Here is a 17821-nt window from a genome sequence, read left to right as displayed (position 1 = left end):
TCTGGCAGGAATATCTCCTGCCTGAAAACCTATTTATCTGGAGATGAACCATGAGTGAATCATTACATCTGACCCGCAATGGCCCGATTCTGGAAATTACGCTGGACAGGCCCAAAGCAAATGCCATTGACGCTAAAACCAGCTTTAAAATGGGCGAAGTTTTTCTTAATTTCCGTGACGATCCTGAATTACGCGTCGCCATCATCACCGGTGGCGGTGAGAAGTTTTTTTCCGCAGGTTGGGACTTAAAAGCCGCAGCGGAAGGTGAAGCACCTGATGCCGATTTTGGCCCAGGCGGCTTTGCCGGTTTAACCGAAATATTCGATCTCGATAAACCGGTCATCGCTGCGGTAAACGGCTATGCATTTGGTGGTGGTTTCGAACTGGCGCTGGCGGCCGATTTGATCGTCTGCGCAGAAAACGCCAGCTTCGCCCTGCCGGAAGCAAAACTCGGTATCGTGCCGGACAGTGGCGGCGTACTGCGTCTGCCGAAACTGCTGCCGCCGGCTATCGTCAACGAAATGGTGATGACCGGCAGACGCATGAGCGCCGAAGAAGCGCTGCGTTGGGGGATTGTGAACCGTGTCGTTAGCCAGAGTGAATTGATGAACAGCGCCCGCGAACTGGCGCAACAACTGGTTAATAGCGCCCCGCTGGCTATCGCCGCGCTGAAAGAGATTTACCGTGCGACCAGCGAAATGCCGGTGGAAGAAGGCTACCGTTACATCCGTAGCGGCGTACTGAAACACTATCCGGCTGTCCTGCACTCTGAAGATGCGCTGGAAGGGCCACAGGCATTTGCGGAAAAACGCGATCCGGTGTGGAAGGGCCGTTAATCAAGACATGCCGGATAGCGGTATAAACGCCTTATCCGGCCTACGAACACGGCATCTCAGCCCGATAAGCGCCATCCGGCAAAAAAGCGAGGAACAACCATGAGTTATTACGCCTTTGAAGGGCTGATTCCGGTCGTACACCCGGATGCGTATGTCCACCCCAGCGCCGTGCTGATTGGCGATGTGATTGTGGGGGCCGGTGTGTATATAGGCCCGCACGCGTCACTGCGTGGTGATTATGGCCGTCTGATCCTCGAGGCAGGCTCTAATCTGCAGGATGGCTGCATCATGCACGGCTATTGCGACACCGATACCATCGTGCATGAGAATGGACACATCGGTCATGGCGCTATTTTACATGGCTGCGTGGTCGGTCGGGATGCTTTGATTGGCATGAACAGCGTCATTATGGACGGCGCAGTGATTGGCGAAGAGAGCATTGTTGCCGCCATGAGCTTTGTCAAAGCCGGATTTCAGGGGGAGGCAAGACAGATGCTGGTTGGCTCACCGGCTCGCGTACTGCGCGAAGTCACCGATCAGGAACTACACTGGAAACGGCTGAACACCAAAGAGTATCAGGATCTTGCCATTCGCTGTCAGACTGGCTTACACGAAACGCAGCCACTAACGCAGGTCGAAAAAAACCGACCGCGCCTGAAAGGCACGACGGATGTGAAGCCGAAATCAGCACAGTAATTGATGCCGGATGCGCTCACGCTAATCCGGCCTACGCGTCAATCACCGTTTGTACCGCCATCAGGCAAACTGACCATTAGCGACGCATGCTCTTGGAGAGCATCATTTGCCATTTCTGCTCACGGTTGAGCTCTGTTGGAGGAACCGCTGACAGGCGCGGCGTTTTCGCCATGCTCACCTTTTTTTCCTGCAAATTGTGATTCAACCTGCTGTAAAGATGAGAATCAATACTCACAACTTTCACCAGTCGCTGGCACTGACAGCCCCGACCGGCAATCTGATTGGGGATCATCTTAACTTCACAAACGATTTCCCCTACTTCGGACAGAATATAGGAGAGCGTATTAATCGCTTTGCAGTGTTCAATATCAAAATGGCGGGAAATTTCCTTTGCAGTGATCCAACGATCCTCAGCCATCATCCAGTCAGCAATTAACAAATAAAGCGGTCTTTCAACATATTTTTCACACATAAGCACACCATTTCACAAATTAAAAATCTGGCTACGGCCTGTCCAAATTAATAAAAACTAAGCCATATTAAAATTGTGGATATAAAGGATAGTATGCGACTTGAATGTTGATTAGTGTGAGCTATATCGTGCTTATTACATTGAAAATGTGGTTATGAAAGTGCATTTGGCCAGGAATGACCTTACTCGAATTTAAAAAAGGGTTTCTTTACAGAAACCCTTTCAAAATTATATTGCAGGTCAGGTTAACGCAATTATCACCGAACCTATTTTTTATGACTTTTTGATCTGCGCGTGCATTTCCTGGACAGAAGTCACCTTCTCGGTCGCATCTGCATTCAGCGCCATCGCCGTGGCAAAACCGCCGTTCAGCGTTGTGTCGTAATGCACCTTATACTGCAGCGCACTGCGGCGAATCAGCTTGGAGTCCTCAATCGCCTGACGACCTTCAGTGGTGTTGATGATGTAGGTGTATTCGCCATTCTTGATACGGTCCTGAATGTGCGGACGGCCTTCATGCACCTTGTTTACCAAACGTGGATTAATACCCGCTTCACCCAGCACAATCGCCGTGCCGTGTGTAGCATCCAGCTCGAAACCAAACTTCAACAGTTTCGCCGCCAGGTCTACTACACGTTCTTTATCGCCTTCACGTACGGAGAGCAGCGCACGGCCCTGTTTTTTCATGGTAGAACTGCTGCCCAACTGTGCCTTAGCGAACGCTTCGGCAAAGGTACGCCCCACGCCCATGACTTCACCGGTAGAGCGCATTTCTGGCCCTAACAGCGGGTCAACACCTGGGAATTTGTTGAACGGCAGCACCACTTCTTTCACGGAGTAGTACGGCGGGATAATTTCTTTGGTTACGCCCTGCTGTGCCAATGTTTTACCCGCCATCACACGTGCCGCCACTTTCGCCAGCGGTACACCAGTGGCTTTAGAGACGAACGGTACAGTACGCGCTGCACGTGGGTTAACTTCAATCAGGTAAACTTCGTTGTTCTTCACGGCAAACTGGACGTTCATCAGGCCACGAACCTGCAGTTCGAAGGCCAGTTTCTGCACCTGTTGACGCATGACGTCCTGAATTTCCTGACTCAGCGTATAAGCAGGCAGAGAACATGCGGAGTCACCAGAGTGCACGCCCGCCTGTTCGATGTGTTCCATGATGCCGCCAATCAGCACCATTTCACCGTCACAAATGGCATCCACGTCAACTTCTACCGCATCGTCGAGGAAGCGATCCAGCAGCACTGGCGCGTCGTTGGACACGCTAACTGCCGTCTGGAAGTAACGACGCAGGTCGGCTTCGTCGTAGACAATTTCCATCGCGCGGCCGCCGAGAACGTAGGACGGACGCACCACCAACGGATAACCGATTTCTTTTGCTTTCTCAACAGCTTGCTCGATAGCGGTTACGGTGGCGTTGGCCGGTTGCTTCAGCTTCAGACGGTCAACCGCCTGCTGGAAACGTTCACGGTCTTCGGCACGGTCAATCGCATCCGGGCTGGTACCGATAACCGGAACACCTGCAGCTTCCAGCGCACGAGCCAGTTTCAGCGGAGTCTGACCACCGTACTGAACGATAACGCCTTTCGGCTTCTCGATACGCACGATTTCCAGTACGTCTTCCAGCGTCACCGGCTCGAAGTACAGACGGTCAGACGTGTCGTAGTCGGTTGAAACGGTTTCCGGGTTACAGTTGACCATGATGGTCTCGTAACCGTCTTCACGCAGCGCCAATGAAGCGTGTACACAGCAGTAGTCGAATTCAATCCCCTGGCCGATACGGTTCGGACCACCACCCAGAACCATAATTTTATCGCGGTCTACGGACGGATTCGCTTCACACTCTTCTTCATACGTGGAGTACATGTAAGCAGTATCGGTAGCAAATTCTGCGGCACAGGTGTCAACGCGCTTGTAAACCGGGTGCAGCTTATACTGTTCACGCAGTTTGCGAATTTCTGCTTCGCGCACGCCAGCCAGTTTAGCCAGACGCGCATCGGCGAAGCCTTTGCGTTTAAGCATACGCAGGAAGTCAGCGTCGAGGCCGTTAATGCCCACGTCTGCCACTTTTTCTTCCAGACGCACCAGTTCTTCAATCTGCACCAGGAACCAGCGGTCAATGTTGGTCAGGTTGAACACACCATCGACGGACAGGCCAGCACGGAACGCATCAGCGATGTACCAGATACGCTCAGCGCCTGCGTCTTTCAGCTCACGGCGGATTTTAGTCAGTGCTTCCGGGTCATCCAGGCTTACTTTCGGGTCAAAACCGGTCGCGCCCACTTCCAGGCCACGCAGCGCTTTCTGCAGGGATTCCTGCTGGGTGCGGCCAATCGCCATCACTTCACCAACAGATTTCATCTGGGTAGTCAGACGGTCGTTTGCGCCCGCAAATTTCTCGAAGTTAAAACGTGGAATCTTCGTCACAACGTAGTCGATGGACGGCTCGAAAGATGCCGGAGTACGACCGCCAGTGATGTCGTTCATCAGCTCATCGAGGGTGTAACCCACCGCCAGTTTCGCCGCTACTTTCGCAATCGGGAAGCCTGTTGCTTTAGACGCCAGCGCTGAAGAGCGGGAAACGCGCGGGTTCATTTCGATGACAATCAGGCGACCATTTTTCGGATTCACCGCAAATTGCACGTTGGAACCACCGGTTTCCACACCGATTTCACGCAGTACAGCCATCGAGGCGTTACGCATGATTTGGTATTCTTTGTCGGTCAGTGTCTGCGCCGGGGCAACCGTGATGGAGTCGCCAGTATGGATACCCATCGCGTCGAAGTTTTCGATGGAGCAGACGATGATGCAGTTGTCGTTTTTATCACGCACCACTTCCATCTCGTACTCTTTCCAGCCAATCAGCGATTCATCAATCAGCAGCTCGTTGGTTGGGGAGAGATCCAGACCGCGTTCGCAGATTTCTTCGAACTCTTCGCGGTTATAGGCGATACCGCCGCCGGTGCCGCCCATGGTGAAGCTGGGACGGATAATGCACGGGAAGCCAACATCAGCGGCAACCGCCAACGCTTCTTCCATGGTGTGGGCGATGCCTGAACGCGCAGTGTCGAGGCCGATTTTCTTCATCGCGATATCGAAGCGACGACGGTCTTCTGCTTTATCAATGGCATCTGCCGTCGCGCCAATCATGGTCACGCCGAACTCAGCCAGTACGCCCTGACGTTCCAGTTCCAGCGCACAGTTCAGCGCCGTCTGGCCGCCCATGGTCGGCAGCACCGCATCCGGGCGCTCTTTTTCGATAATTTTGCGTACCACTTCCCAGTGAATAGGCTCGATATAGGTTGCATCGGCCATTTCCGGGTCGGTCATGATGGTTGCCGGGTTGGAGTTCACCAGAATGACGCGGTAACCCTCTTCACGCAGCGCTTTACACGCCTGCGCACCGGAATAGTCAAACTCACACGCCTGACCGATTACAATCGGACCCGCGCCCAGAATCAGGATACTTTTTATGTCTGTACGTTTTGGCATGGCTCTTATACTCCTGATTATTTCGCGGACTGACGGTATTGCTCAATAAGCTCGATAAAGTGGTCAAACAACGGCGCAGCGTCGTGCGGACCTGGACTCGCCTCCGGGTGTCCCTGGAAGCTGAATGCCGGTTTATCGGTACGATGAATCCCCTGCAGGGTGCCGTCGAACAGTGACTTGTGGGTCACGCGCAGGTTGGCAGGCATGGAGGCCTCATCAACCGCAAAACCGTGGTTCTGCGCGGTGATCATCACGGTATTGTTATCAATATCTTTCACCGGATGGTTGCCGCCGTGGTGGCCAAACTTCATCTTGATGGTTTTTGCACCGCTCGCCAGCGCCAGCAGTTGATGACCGAGGCAGATGCCAAATACCGGAATATCGGTTTCGAGGAATTTCTGAATCGCGGTAATCGCGTAATCGCATGGCGCCGGGTCGCCAGGACCGTTGGACAAGAAGATACCGTCAGGATTCATCTTCAGGACCTCTTCTGCAGAGGTCTGCGCCGGTACTACCGTCAGGCGGCAACCGCGATCCGCTAACATACGCAGAATGTTGCGCTTGGCACCAAAATCATAAGCCACAACGTGGAACGGGAGTTCATCAGCAGATTTTGCTTCCGGTAAGTCACCTGCCAGCGTCCAGCTACCCTGCGTCCAACTATACGGCTCCGCAGTGGTCACTTCTTTCGCCAGATCCATACCGTTCAGGCCCGGAAATGCTTTGGCTTTTTCCAGCGCCAGTGCCGCATCCGGGTTGTCACCCGCAATAATGCAGCCGTTCTGTGCGCCCTTTTCACGCAGCAGGCGCGTCAGCTTACGGGTATCGATATCGGCAATCGCCACGATGTTATGGCGCTTCAGGTAAGAAGAAAGGTCTTCAGTATCGCGGAAGTTGCTGGCAATCAGCGGCAGGTCGCGAATGACCAGGCCTTGCGCATGTACCTGAGAAGATTCTGCATCGGCTTCATTGGTGCCGACATTACCGATATGAGGATAAGTAAGAGTGACGATTTGGCGGGAATAGGAAGGATCAGTGAGGATTTCTTGATAACCGGTCATTGAAGTATTGAAAACGACTTCCCCAACCGCCGAACCTGTTGCCCCTATGGCCCGACCGTGAAACTGGGTTCCGTCTTCCAGAACCAATAGCGCTGACTTAATCAAAACACCCTCCAGAGAATATTCACTCACTTTATTTGCATATTAATTCATTAACACACCGTGAATCAATGCAAATTTGCTTACCTATGGATTTCTGGCAAACGGCGGCATTCTAGAGATAGCCCACGTAAAAGTCTACCCAAAAGGACAATTTTTATTATTATTTTGCGCCATTGACGAATTAACCCGCCTCCAGGCATCAAAAAGATCAACTAACTTAGAGTGGAAAACGCTTGCGGAGCAGGAAGAGTATCAAATCTCAGAAACAAGAGATAAAAAGTAGACCAAATGGTCAAAATTTACATTTAACCAACAAAAAAAGACAATGAAACTTATAAAAACAAGGCACTCAATTTAAAAACAACATCAAATAGATAAAATAAAGGGCAATAAAATATTGCCCTATGTAATCAAATAATTATGACTACAATAACCACATCACGAAGGGTAATAAACCTTACAAATTGCGTAAATCAAGCACATCTCGCATATCAAAAAGACCATTTGATTTAGATTTCAGCCAAATAGCCGATCTCACAGCACCGTTGGCGAATGTCATACGACTGGAGGCTTTATGCGTAATCTCGATGCGCTCACCGATATCAGCAAACATCGCGGTATGTTCCCCAACGATATCTCCCGCACGTACCGTCGCAAAACCGATAGTGCCCGGCACACGTTCACCGGTATAACCTTCACGCGCATAGACGGCACAGTCTTTTAAATCTTTATCCAGTGCCCCGGCTATCGCCTCGCCCATCGCCAGCGCGGTACCAGACGGCGCATCCACTTTATGGCGGTGGTGCGCTTCAATAATTTCGATATCGGTATAGTCCCCCATGACTTTTGCGGCTTTCTCCAGCAGCTTCAGCATGACGTTAACACCGACGCTAAAGTTAGCGGCGAAGACGATGCCAATATCCTGTGCGGCATCGTGAATAGCCTGTTTTCCCGCCTCATCGAAGCCGGTGGTGCCAATCACCATGCCTTTACCGTGCTGGCGACAAAACGCCAGATGTGTCAGCGTACCTTCCGGGCGGGTAAAATCGATAAAAACGTCAAAATCATCTTTTATCGCTTCAAGGCTGCTTTGCACGGTCACGCCCGTCTTTCCTGCGCCCGCCAGTTCCCCGGCATCGCTACCCAATAAGGAAGAGCCTTCACGCTCCAGCGCCGCGCCAAGCTGTACGCCGTCCATGCCAAGAGTGGCCTGAATCAACTGACGCCCCATGCGTCCTCCGGCTCCCGCGATGGCAACGCGGATTTGTGCATCATGCATAGCTATTCTCTTTTGTTAATTTTACGTAAATCGTTTTCAGATTAACCAGCGCATCGCTGCGCCGCCAGCCGAAAACGTCGATAATTAGAATTTAATGATAAACAGGGAAAGATATCAGTAAAAGGCATGACGCCACGGAATAAGCAGCGTCATATCGTTATATAGCGTGGAAATCAGGGGGCCAGTGCCAGAACGTGCGCCACCCACTGCTGGAATCCCTCAACGTTCAGCCCCAGTGCCACCTGGGCATTAGCGGGTTGTCCCAGCCGCCCTTCGATATCTACTACCGTTGTACCAGCGGTATATTCCCCCTGCGTTTCAACGGCGACAAAACAGGGCTTGAGCGTAAAGAGATCCGGGCGCACCAGCCAGGCAATCGCACAGAGGTCGTGCATTCGCAGCCCCGTATTCATGCTACCGCTACGGTAATGACTGAACAGCGCATGCAGCATTTTTCCGGTCTGATTAAGCCCTGGTAACGTCGCCAGATAATCCGGCGCAAGCATGGCCTGGTTGGTCACGTCCAGCCCGCACATTACAATCTCCAGCCCACTCTGGAATACTTTCGCTGCCGCTTCCGGGTCGATAGCAATATTAAACTCAGCGTTTGGCGTGAAGTTCCCGCGCCCAGCCGAACCGCCCATAATCACCAGGCGGTGAATATTGAAGGTACACTCAGGATAATGAGTGAGGAGCAACGCAATATTCGTTAAGGGGCCAATGGCGACCAACGTCACCGGTTGTGGGGCATGCATCAACGCGTCACGGATAGCCTGAAAAGCAGGTTTTGCCAGCGGCTGGCGGTCGTGCTCGACAAATTCGTACCCTTCCATGCCGGACTCCCCGTGTACAGAAGCAGCATCGCGCAACGGGCGCACCAGCGGCATGGATGCGCCCTGCGCCAGGGGAATATCCGCCTTCCAGAAATGCAGTAACTGCAACGCATTACGGGTGGTTTTTTCCACCGAAACATTGCCTGCTACCGTGGTCATTAGTTGTAGATCCAACTCAGGGGCAAACAACGCAGCGGCAATTGCAGCGGCATCATCAATGCCGGGATCGGTATCAAGAATGATCGGTAAGCGCATGGTTTCTCCAAAAAAAATGCCAGACGTTAAGTCTGGCATCTTCGCATAATCGTGGCGTGAAAGACTTACTCTACTTCACGAACATCCACACGCAGTTCTTTAGGCACTTCGAAAACGATATTCTCTTCACGGCCTTCAAGGGGGATAGCTTCTCCACCGCCCAACTCCTGCAGACGAGCAATCACATTCTGAACCAGAATATCGGGTGCCGAAGCACCGGCCGTTACGCCCACACATTTCGCGGCTTTCACCCACTCTTCCTGGATATCAGTCGCATCATCAATCAGATACGCGGCTTTCCCCATCCGCTGCGCCAGTTCAGCCAGACGGTTAGAGTTAGACGAGTTTTTCGAGCCAACAACCAACACAACATCCGCCTGCTCCGCCAGCGCACGTACCGCTTCCTGACGGTTAGTGGTGGCATAGCAGATATCGTCTTTTCGCGGCCCGACGATTTTCGGGAAGCGTTGGCGCAGCGCGTCGATGACATCCGAAGTATCGTCAACGGAGAGCGTGGTCTGCGTCATGAAGGAAAGTTTACCTTCATTTTTCACGTCCAGTTTCAGCACATCTTCCGGTGATTCAACCAGATACATCCCCCCTTGCGGGTTGCTGTATTGGCCCATCGTACCTTCAACTTCCGGGTGCCCGGCGTGACCGATCAGGATCGACTCTTCGCCGCGACGGCTGGCCCGGGCGACTTCCATGTGCACCTTGGTCACCAACGGACAGGTCGCATCAAAAACTGTAAGGTCGCGGCCTTTGGCTTCGTTACGCACTGCCTGAGATACGCCGTGGGCTGAGAAAATCAAAATTGAGCCGTCTGGCACTTCACTGATTTGCTCAATAAAAATAGCGCCGCGCTCACGCAGGCTATCCACCACGTAGCGGTTATGCACCACTTCGTGACGGACATAAATCGGCGCGCCGTAAATAGCCAGCGCGTTTTCTACAATGCTGATAGCGCGGTCTACGCCAGCGCAGAAACCGCGCGGGTTGGCCAACAGGATCTGCATTTTACGCCTCCAGTACTGGTTCGACTTCCAGCACTTCAATATCAAAATGAACGGTATGCCCAGCCAGCGGATGGTTGAAATCAACCGTGATCGAATCACCGTTGATTTCGCGGATAACACCTGGCATCTCACTGCCGTCCATTGCGGTAAAGAGCATGATTGCGCCAATTTCTGGCTCACCCGCGTCCATAAATTCCCGACGCGAGAAATACTGAATTAAGTCCGGGCTGGTGATGCCAAAGGCCGCATCCGGTTCCAGGGAGAACGTGGTTTTATCGCCCTCTTTTAACCCCAGCAGGTGCTGCTCCAGTCCTTCAGACAGAGAACCATCGCCCAGGCGAAACAGCGCAGGCTTGCCGTTATTGCGGGTTGACTCTGCGGTGGAGCCATCGTCGAGCTTGAGGGTGAAGTGCACCAGCACCGCACTGTTACTCTGTACTGATTTAGACATGCAGGTTGCTCTTTAAAATTGCTGCCGACTGTTTGCCCGGTGGCGCTACGCTTACCGGGCCTACAAGGATCGCAGTATATTGTAGGCCGGATTAGCATAGCGCCATCCGGCATTTTTTATGCGGCTTTTTTCTCTTTCGACGGTAAGAAGCCTTCAAGAACAATCAACGCCGCGCCGATACAAATCGCCGTATCTGCCAGGTTGAAGGTCGCGAAATGCCAGTCTCCGACGTAAAAGTCAATCATATCAACCACAAAGCCGTGCCACAGGCGGTCGAACAAGTTGCCCAGCGCACCGCCAATGATTAACGCATACGCGATGTTATTCAGCTTCTGCGTCGCCTTCGAGCGATACATCATCACCATCAGGATGACGCAAATACCGATGGCAATGCCGGCAAAGAACCAACGCTGCCAGCCACCGCTATCGGCTAAGAAGCTGAACGCCGCACCGTAGTTACGTGCATAGTGCAGATTAAGCGACGGGAACAGCGACACCGTATCCCCCAGAGCAAAGTTCTGGAGGATCAGGTATTTGCTGCCTAAGTCAATAATCAGCACGGCTACCACCAGCCACAGCCAGCGTAGCCCTGTTGAACAAAGAGGCTTACTCATCAGGCAAACTTACGTTGTTCGCCATCACCGGCGATGTTGCTGACACAGCGTCCGCAGATATCTGCATGTTCCGCCACCTGGCCGACGTCAGTGGTGTAATGCCAGCAGCGCGGGCACTTCTCACCTTCGGCTTTACTCAGTACGATCTTCAGCCCTTTGAGCAATTCGCTCTGCTGAGCATCAGCAGGTGCTGCGGCATAATCCGCAACAGTCGCACCGGAGGTCAACAGGACAAAACGCAACTCTTCGCCTAGTGCGGTCAGTTTCGCCGCCAGTTCAGGTTCGGCGTACAGGGTCACTGCCGCTTCCAGAGAACCGCCGACTTTCTTATCCGCACGCGCCTGCTCGATAACCTTGTTCACTTCGCCACGTACTTTCAGCAGCTCGTCCCAGAATGCGTCGTTCATGGCTTCGGTTTCGCCTAAGCCAAACAGACCGTCGTACCATTCACCAGTGAAGACGTATTTCTCGCGGGAACCCGGCAGGTAACCCCAGATTTCGTCTGCGGTGAAGGACATGATCGGTGCCATCCAACGAACCAGCGCTTCCGCAATATGGAACAGCGCAGTCTGGCAGCTACGACGCGCCACGCTGTCCGCTTTCGCGGTGTACTGACGGTCTTTGATGATATCAAGGTAGAACGACCCCATTTCTACGGAGCAGAAGCGCATCAGACGCTGTACCACTTCGTGGAAGTCATAGGCTTCGTAAGCTTTCAGGATCTCTTCCTGAGCCGCTTGCGCACAACCTACCGCCCACCTGTCCAGTACCACCATATCTTCCGGTTTCACCATGTCTTTCACCGGATCGAACCCGTTCAGGTTCGCCAGCAGGAAGCGCGCGGTGTTACGGATACGACGATAGCTGTCAGCGGCACGTTTCAGAATTTCATCGGAAACAGCCATTTCACCGGTATAGTCGGTCGATGCCACCCACAGACGCAGAATATCCGCGCCCAGTTTGTTCATCACATCCTGCGGAGAAACAGTGTTACCGATAGACTTGGACATCTTACGGCCCTGACCATCAACGGTGAAACCATGAGTCAGTACCTGGCGGTAAGGCGCTTTGCCTTTCATGGCGGTGGAGATCATCAAAGAAGACATGAACCAACCACGGTGCTGGTCAGAGCCTTCCAGATACATATCTGCCGCATGGCCTGCAAACTCAGGACGCACGTCAACGACGGATGAATGGGTTGAACCGGAGTCAAACCACACGTCCAGCGTATCCGGTACTTTGACGTACTGATCAGCTTCATCGCCGAGGATATCTTTCGGGTCGAGATCCCACCACGCCTGGATACCGTCTACCTCAACACGTTTGGCAACTTCTTCCATCAGTTCGATAGCGCGCGGGTGCAGCTCTTCGGTGTCTTTGTGGACAAACAGAGACATCGGCACGCCCCACGTACGCTGACGGGAGATACACCAGTCAGGACGGTTAGCAACCATCGATTCAATACGCGCCTGGCCCCAGTCAGGGATCCACTGTACGCCTTTGATCTCTTTCAGCGACTGCGCACGCAGGCCTTTCTGATCCATGCTGACGAACCACTGCGGAGTTGCGCGGAAGATGATCGGCGACTTGTGACGCCAGCAGCATGGATAGCTGTGCTGCATCTTCTCAACGTGCAGCAGCGCGCCTTTTTCACTCAGCAGCGCAACAATTTTGTCGTTAGCTTTAAAGACGTTCACACCATCGAGTTCCGGGTAGGTGCCCGCCAGGTATGCGCCGTCCGGGCCAACCGGGTTAGCGATTTCCAGACCGTATTTCTGGCTGATGACGTAGTCATCCGGGCCGTGGCCGCCAGCGGTATGGACCGCACCGGTACCCGCATCCAGCGTAACGTGATCGCCAAGGATAGCCGGTACGTCAAAGCCCATAAACGGATGGGTAAAGCGCAGCAGTTCCAGCTCAGCGCCTTTTACGGTGCCAAGGATAGTGTATTCAGCCGCGCCAATACGTTGCATTACGCTTTCAACCAGATCTTTTGCCAGAATTACCGCCTGGCCGTCCATCTGTACCAGCGCATAGTCAAAGTCAGGTGCCAGAGAGATCGCACGGTTAGCCGGTAACGTCCACGGGGTGGTGGTCCAGATAACCAGAGAGATTGGGCCATTGACATCAGAGACGCCAAATTTTGCTTTTACTGCGTCCGGGTCGGCCGCATGGAACGCAACGTCGATAGATGGAGACGTTTTGTCATAATACTCAACTTCCGCTTCCGCCAGCGCAGAACGACAGTCAACGCACCAGTGCACGGGTTTCGCGCCTTTATGCAGGTGGCCGTTACCGATGATTTTACCCAGCGCGCGAATGATGTTGGCTTCAGTTTTGAAGTCCATGGTCAGATACGGATGCGACCAGTCGCCCAGCACGCCAAGACGAATAAAGTCTTTACGCTGACCGTCAACCTGCGTTGCAGCATATTCGCGGCACTTAGCACGGAACTCCGCAGCGGTGAACTTCTCACCGGGTTTACCGTATTCCTGCTCCACTTTCAGCTCGATAGGCAGACCGTGGCAGTCCCAGCCCGGAACGTAAGGCGAGTCATAACCCGTGAGTCCTTTGGACTTCACGATAATGTCTTTCAGAATCTTGTTAACCGAGTGACCAATATGAATGCTGCCATTCGCATAAGGAGGGCCATCATGCAGAATGAAGGTTTTTTTGCCTTTTTTGGCCGCACGAATGATGCCGTACAGGTCATCATCAGTCCAACGCGCCAGCATTCCCGGTTCACGCTTGGCGAGATCGCCGCGCATCGGGAACCCTGTTTCCGGCAAATTCAGGGTTGATTTATAGTCACTCATCAGATTCTCGGTTCCGTATTTAAAACTCGTATAGGCATTAAGCCGGTTTTGTTAGCCCAAAAAAATCGCGGGCAGTTAACTCATCACGCGCAATCTGCGCTTTTAGTTCATCCAGCGAAGCAAATCGCTGTTCGTTGCGTATCTTTTTACGCAGTACTACATCTATATGGCGACCGTAGAGGTCCATTGCAACATCCAGTAGATGCACTTCCAACTGCTGACGTACACCGGCAACCGTCGGACGGGTGCCAATGTTAGCTACGCCGGGAAAAGGCTTTTCACCCAATCCCATCACTTCAACCGCATATACCCCTTTCACTGGGGAAACCTGGCGACGCAGCGGTAAATTTGCCGTCGGGAAACCGATAGTTCGCCCCAGTTCATCGCCATGTACGACGCGTCCTGAAATGGTAAAAGGGTGTCCAAGCAAACTTTCGGCCAGTTGCAGGTTATCGTCTGCCAGCGCCTGACGCACAGCGGTGCTGCTGATCCGCACACCGCCTTCACAGAAGGTTTGGGTACTGGTGATATCAAAACCATACTCAGCGCCCGCTTCCTGTAATAACAAGAAATCGCCCGCGCGGCTAGCGCCAAAGCGGAAATCATCACCAACAGCAAGAAATTGTACACCAAGGCGCTTCACCAGCAGGTCGCTGATAAAGGTCTGTGCCGTTAATGCGGCGAAACGCCTGTCAAAACGCACGCACAGCACGTAATCCACGCCGCATTCGGCCAGATAACGCAGTTTTTCCCGCAGGCGGGTAAGTCGCGCAGGTGACTTATCCGTCGCAAACAGTTCCAGCGGCTGTGGCTCGAAAATCATCACCATCACTGGCAGACCGCGTTTGCGCCCTTCTTCCTGCAAGCCCTGCAACAAGGCACGGTGGCCACGGTGCACGCCGTCGAAATTACCAATAGTCAGCACACACCCATGCGGGGCCTGACTGAGATTATGTATGCCTCGTATCAGCTTCATGTCTGGCTCAAAACAGTGAAAATCGTGAAAGTATACCCTGTACAGCGGTCAAGGTTAACCGGCGATTGTTTCCTCGAAACAGAAAGAAGATTGTTTTCATTGTTATGAAACAAATTGATGCCCTTCACCGGTAAACCAATTCAATTTTTCTCATCGAAAAGCTGTATTCACAGCACGCAAGCTGGTAGAATCCTGCGCCATCACTACGCAACGAGTGCTGCAATTTAAACGGCGCTTATTTGCACAAATCCATTGACAAAAGAAGGCTAAAAGGGCATATTCCTCGGCCTTTGAATTGTCCATATAGAACACATTTGGGAGTTGGACCTTGGCTAATATCAAATCAGCTAAGAAGCGCGCCGTTCAGTCTGAAAAGGCCCGCAAGCACAACGCTAGCCGTCGCTCTATGATGCGTACTTTCATCAAGAAAGTATACGCAGCTATCGAAGCTGGCGACAAAGCTACTGCACTGAAAGCATTTAACGAAATGCAACCAATCGTGGACCGTCAGGCTGCTAAAGGTCTGATCCACAAAAACAAAGCTGCACGTCATAAAGCAAACCTGACTGCACAGATCAACAAACTGGCTTAATCGTCTGCTTGTTGTCGCTTTGTAAAAAAACCCGCGTAAGCGGGTTTTTTTATGTCTGCTTATTTGCTCACTGGCGTAAAGAGCGCGGAATAGTCCGCATTACAAATACGCTGCACCGCCGGGTGCTGGATCATTCTCTCCGCAAAAATGGCATGGTATTCCTCCATCACATTCTCCACACGTCCAATCTCCACAATCGAATCATCGGCATAGAAATTGTTCGAATAGAGCGTTGGGGCAACGAAAATAGCATTGTGCGTGGCACCGAAGGCTTTCATCAATGCGGCATCATCAAACTCCCCGAGGATTTCAACATTCAGCCCCTGAGAGTTAATCCAGTTCAGCAACTTACGCCCCAGCATTGAACGACGGCCTGGGATCAGCAATCGCCGCTCTTCAAGACAGGCCGGAAATGGCTTCTCAGGCAAGGGATTCGTGCACCAAAAACTGACACAACACTCGCCTATTTTCACCGAGAACAGACCTTCCTGCTGCGTCGAATCAATCGGACAATCTGAGATAATCATATCCAGCTTGTGCTGACTGAGCTGCTCTAGCAGCATCTCGTGCGTAGATTCAAAGCAGCGCAGGTGGATTTGTTCATCTTCCACCACAGCGGCATCCAGCACACTGCTGACCAGCTGTTTAGACAACGCATCCGCCACACCGACATCGAACAATAAATTAGACTCTTTGCGATAGTTCACGATATCCAGCATCTCCTGGCTTAACGTGAACATTTTATCCGCATAGCGAAAGACTAATTCGCCCAGTTCACTGGGCTCCAGTCCGCGCCCCTTACGCTTGAACAATTTTCCCTGTAAGCGTTCCTCAAGCGCTTTAATCTGCCCGGTAATGGTCTGTGGCGTCAGATAAAGCGCTTCTGCTGCACCAACCACCGAACCTTCCTTATACACATGCCAGAAGTAATACAGGTGGTTGTAATTGATATGAGACATACTCTCTCCCTGAAAATTGTCACAAAAGCGTCAGCCGATCAGGCTGACACGTTCAATCGAGTGCGTAACCAGCAATAGCCGATCACTGCCGACAGCAAAGAACCGATCAGGATCCCCAGTTTTGCCCAGTTAATCAGCTCTGGATCAACGCTGCCGAACGCCAGGCTGGCAATGAAAATCGACATGGTGAAACCAATGCCGCACAGAATACCTACCGCCATGATCTGCTGGAAATTCGTGCCTTCTGGCAGCTGTGCCAACTTCAGGCGGAGCGCCAGCCAGCAGAACAGGCTAATCCCCAGCGGCTTACCGATGAGCAGGCCAGCGATAATTCCCAGTGGCAGAATCGAGGTCAATCCATCCAGCGTAATGCCCTGCAGCGAAACACCTGCGTTAGCAAAGGCAAACAGCGGCAGAATCAGATAAGCCACCCACGGATGCAGGACGTGCTCCAGACGCTTCGCCGGTGAGCGCCCATGTTTTTCCTTTAACGGAATGAAGAAGCCCACAATCACCCCGGCCAGAGTCGCGTGCACGCCAGATTTCAGTACCGCAGTCCACAGCACAACGCCGACCAGAATGTAAATACCCGTCCGTCTTACGCCACACAGATTCAACGCAGCCAGAATAACAATGGCCAGAGCGGCAACCCCCAACGAAAGCAGTGAAAGATCGCTGGTGTAGAACAATGCAATAATCACAATGGCGCCGAGGTCATCAATAATCGCCAGCGCCATCAGGAAGATTTTCAGCGCCAGCGGGACACGACTGCCCAGCAGCGCCAGCACGCCTAACGCAAAAGCAATATCCGTTGCTGCAGGGATAGCCCACCCTTCACGAGTGACGGGATCGGCATAGTTAAATGCCAGATACAGCAACGCCGGGACAATCATGCCGCCAATCGCCGCAATGATCGGGAACGCTGCCTGACGCAAACTGGCAAGCGATCCCTGCATCAGCTCACGCTTCACTTCCAGACCGATCAGCAGGAAAAACACCGCCATCAAGGCATCGTTGATCCACAACAGCATATTTTTGTTGATCTCAAGCGCGCCAACCCGCAGTTGAACAGGCGTCTCCAGAAAGGCGTGGTACCATCCACTGGTGACCCCGATATTGGCCATCAACATGGCTACCGCTGCAGCGATGATCAGAATTATGCCGCCCGAGGCGTCGCTACTAAAAAAACGATGTAGATGTTTCACTTTTATTCTCTCTATTGGGTGAATACTTCGTAATTACTATCTTACTCCGCATAATTCATCGTTAATATTAGATTATTCATGATGAATAGATCGGTTTTTACGAATAAAAAAGCCCAACTGTTCGTTGGGCTGAGAAAAATTCACGCTGGAGCGTAAA

15 protein-coding genes and 1 pseudogene are annotated in these 17821 nt (G+C 52.4%); 3 read left to right on the top strand and 13 right to left on the bottom strand.

Annotation, left to right across the window (positions count from 1 at the left end; all coding sequences use genetic code 11):
* The first annotated feature begins 50 nt into the window (after positions 1–50).
* Together caiD and caiE are read left to right on the top strand one after the other, a co-directional pair.
* Positions 51–836: a crotonobetainyl-CoA hydratase gene (caiD, locus tag QMN38_RS12985; RefSeq protein ID WP_271454651.1), complete on the top strand. Its 786-nt coding sequence runs from the start codon at positions 51–53 to the stop codon at positions 834–836.
* A gap of 99 nt (positions 837–935) precedes the next feature.
* A complete protein-coding gene (gene caiE / locus QMN38_RS12980; protein WP_271440460.1) occupies positions 936–1532 on the top strand; it encodes a carnitine operon protein CaiE in 597 nt (198 codons plus the stop codon).
* Positions 1533–1608: 76 nt separating this feature from the next.
* On the opposite strand, the gene caiF is transcribed toward caiE, so the two are convergent.
* The 11 genes and pseudogenes from caiF to QMN38_RS12925 all read right to left on the bottom strand — a co-directional run bounded on the left by caiF (position 1609) and on the right by QMN38_RS12925 (position 15131).
* Positions 1609–2004, bottom strand: coding sequence for a carnitine metabolism transcriptional regulator CaiF (caiF, locus tag QMN38_RS12975; protein WP_003829705.1), 396 nt, complete (start codon positions 2002–2004; stop codon positions 1609–1611).
* 273 nt (positions 2005–2277) lie between these two features.
* Positions 2278–5505, bottom strand: a complete 3228-nt coding sequence (carB, locus tag QMN38_RS12970; protein ID WP_271449983.1) for a carbamoyl-phosphate synthase large subunit — start codon at positions 5503–5505, stop codon at positions 2278–2280.
* Between the two features lie 17 nt (positions 5506–5522).
* Positions 5523–6671: a glutamine-hydrolyzing carbamoyl-phosphate synthase small subunit gene (gene carA, locus QMN38_RS12965; protein WP_271440458.1), complete on the bottom strand. Its 1149-nt coding sequence runs from the start codon at positions 6669–6671 to the stop codon at positions 5523–5525.
* Between the two features lie 454 nt (positions 6672–7125).
* On the bottom strand, positions 7126–7947 hold the full coding sequence (dapB, locus tag QMN38_RS12960; protein ID WP_323605182.1) for a 4-hydroxy-tetrahydrodipicolinate reductase: 822 nt from the start codon (positions 7945–7947) through the stop codon (positions 7126–7128).
* A gap of 173 nt (positions 7948–8120) precedes the next feature.
* A complete protein-coding gene (gene rihC / locus QMN38_RS12955) occupies positions 8121–9035 on the bottom strand; it encodes a ribonucleoside hydrolase RihC (RefSeq protein ID WP_323605181.1) in 915 nt (304 codons plus the stop codon).
* Positions 9036–9100: 65 nt separating this feature from the next.
* Positions 9101–10051 (bottom strand): 4-hydroxy-3-methylbut-2-enyl diphosphate reductase, encoded by a 951-nt coding sequence (ispH, locus tag QMN38_RS12950; RefSeq protein WP_271454646.1) that lies wholly within the window; start codon positions 10049–10051, stop codon positions 9101–9103.
* Position 10052: 1 nt separating this feature from the next.
* A complete protein-coding gene (fkpB, locus tag QMN38_RS12945) occupies positions 10053–10502 on the bottom strand; it encodes an FKBP-type peptidyl-prolyl cis-trans isomerase (RefSeq protein WP_137383771.1) in 450 nt (149 codons plus the stop codon).
* A 116-nt stretch (positions 10503–10618) separates the two neighbouring features.
* On the bottom strand, positions 10619–11116 hold the full coding sequence (gene lspA / locus QMN38_RS12940; RefSeq protein WP_048212740.1) for a signal peptidase II: 498 nt from the start codon (positions 11114–11116) through the stop codon (positions 10619–10621).
* On the bottom strand, positions 11116–13932 hold the full coding sequence (gene ileS, locus QMN38_RS12935) for an isoleucine--tRNA ligase (RefSeq protein ID WP_271440453.1): 2817 nt from the start codon (positions 13930–13932) through the stop codon (positions 11116–11118). The genes lspA and ileS overlap by 1 nt, the downstream gene beginning before the upstream one ends.
* 37 nt (positions 13933–13969) lie before the next feature.
* Positions 13970–14908 carry a bifunctional riboflavin kinase/FAD synthetase gene (gene ribF / locus QMN38_RS12930; RefSeq protein WP_271440452.1) on the bottom strand — a complete coding sequence of 313 codons (939 nt, stop codon included), beginning with the start codon at positions 14906–14908 and terminating at the stop codon, positions 13970–13972.
* A gap of 7 nt (positions 14909–14915) precedes the next feature.
* Positions 14916–15131, bottom strand: a pseudogene (locus QMN38_RS12925) (DUF2575 domain-containing protein).
* Between the two features lie 105 nt (positions 15132–15236).
* On the opposite strand from QMN38_RS12925, the gene rpsT reads away from it, so the two are divergent.
* Positions 15237–15500, top strand: coding sequence for a 30S ribosomal protein S20 (gene rpsT, locus QMN38_RS12920; protein WP_003018940.1), 264 nt, complete (start codon positions 15237–15239; stop codon positions 15498–15500).
* Between the two features lie 59 nt (positions 15501–15559).
* Here the strand turns inward: rpsT and nhaR are convergent, their stop codons facing one another.
* Complete coding sequence (nhaR, locus tag QMN38_RS12915) at positions 15560–16459, bottom strand: transcriptional activator NhaR (protein WP_137383775.1); 900 nt, start codon at positions 16457–16459, stop codon at positions 15560–15562.
* Between the two features lie 38 nt (positions 16460–16497).
* Entirely contained in the window at positions 16498–17664 is a 1167-nt protein-coding gene (nhaA, locus tag QMN38_RS12910; RefSeq protein WP_323605180.1) for a Na+/H+ antiporter NhaA, read from the bottom strand.
* Positions 17665–17821: the final 157 nt, after the last annotated feature.

Origin of the sequence: Citrobacter sp. R-1.5.2 (genome assembly GCF_035064245.1) — a bacterium.
Taxonomy (GTDB): Bacteria; Pseudomonadota; Gammaproteobacteria; order Enterobacterales; family Enterobacteriaceae; genus Citrobacter.
This window is presented reverse-complemented; position numbering and strand designations above follow the sequence as displayed.

What these genes read in the sequence shown, in the direction of transcription:
- caiF (WP_003829705.1), bottom strand. Translation starts at nt 2,004, where the DNA reads ATGTGTGAAAAATATGTTGAAAGACCGCTTTATTTGTTAATTGCTGAC.
- ispH (WP_271454646.1), bottom strand. Translation starts at nt 10,051, where the DNA reads ATGCAGATCCTGTTGGCCAACCCGCGCGGTTTCTGCGCTGGCGTAGAC.
- caiE (WP_271440460.1), top strand. Translation starts at nt 936, where the DNA reads ATGAGTTATTACGCCTTTGAAGGGCTGATTCCGGTCGTACACCCGGAT.
- lspA (WP_048212740.1), bottom strand. Translation starts at nt 11,116, where the DNA reads ATGAGTAAGCCTCTTTGTTCAACAGGGCTACGCTGGCTGTGGCTGGTG.
- rihC (WP_323605181.1), bottom strand. Translation starts at nt 9,035, where the DNA reads ATGCGCTTACCGATCATTCTTGATACCGATCCCGGCATTGATGATGCC.
- ribF (WP_271440452.1), bottom strand. Translation starts at nt 14,908, where the DNA reads ATGAAGCTGATACGAGGCATACATAATCTCAGTCAGGCCCCGCATGGG.
- fkpB (WP_137383771.1), bottom strand. Translation starts at nt 10,502, where the DNA reads ATGTCTAAATCAGTACAGAGTAACAGTGCGGTGCTGGTGCACTTCACC.
- nhaR (WP_137383775.1), bottom strand. Translation starts at nt 16,459, where the DNA reads ATGTCTCATATCAATTACAACCACCTGTATTACTTCTGGCATGTGTAT.
- caiD (WP_271454651.1), top strand. Translation starts at nt 51, where the DNA reads ATGAGTGAATCATTACATCTGACCCGCAATGGCCCGATTCTGGAAATT.
- dapB (WP_323605182.1), bottom strand. Translation starts at nt 7,947, where the DNA reads ATGCATGATGCACAAATCCGCGTTGCCATCGCGGGAGCCGGAGGACGC.
- carB (WP_271449983.1), bottom strand. Translation starts at nt 5,505, where the DNA reads ATGCCAAAACGTACAGACATAAAAAGTATCCTGATTCTGGGCGCGGGT.
- ileS (WP_271440453.1), bottom strand. Translation starts at nt 13,932, where the DNA reads ATGAGTGACTATAAATCAACCCTGAATTTGCCGGAAACAGGGTTCCCG.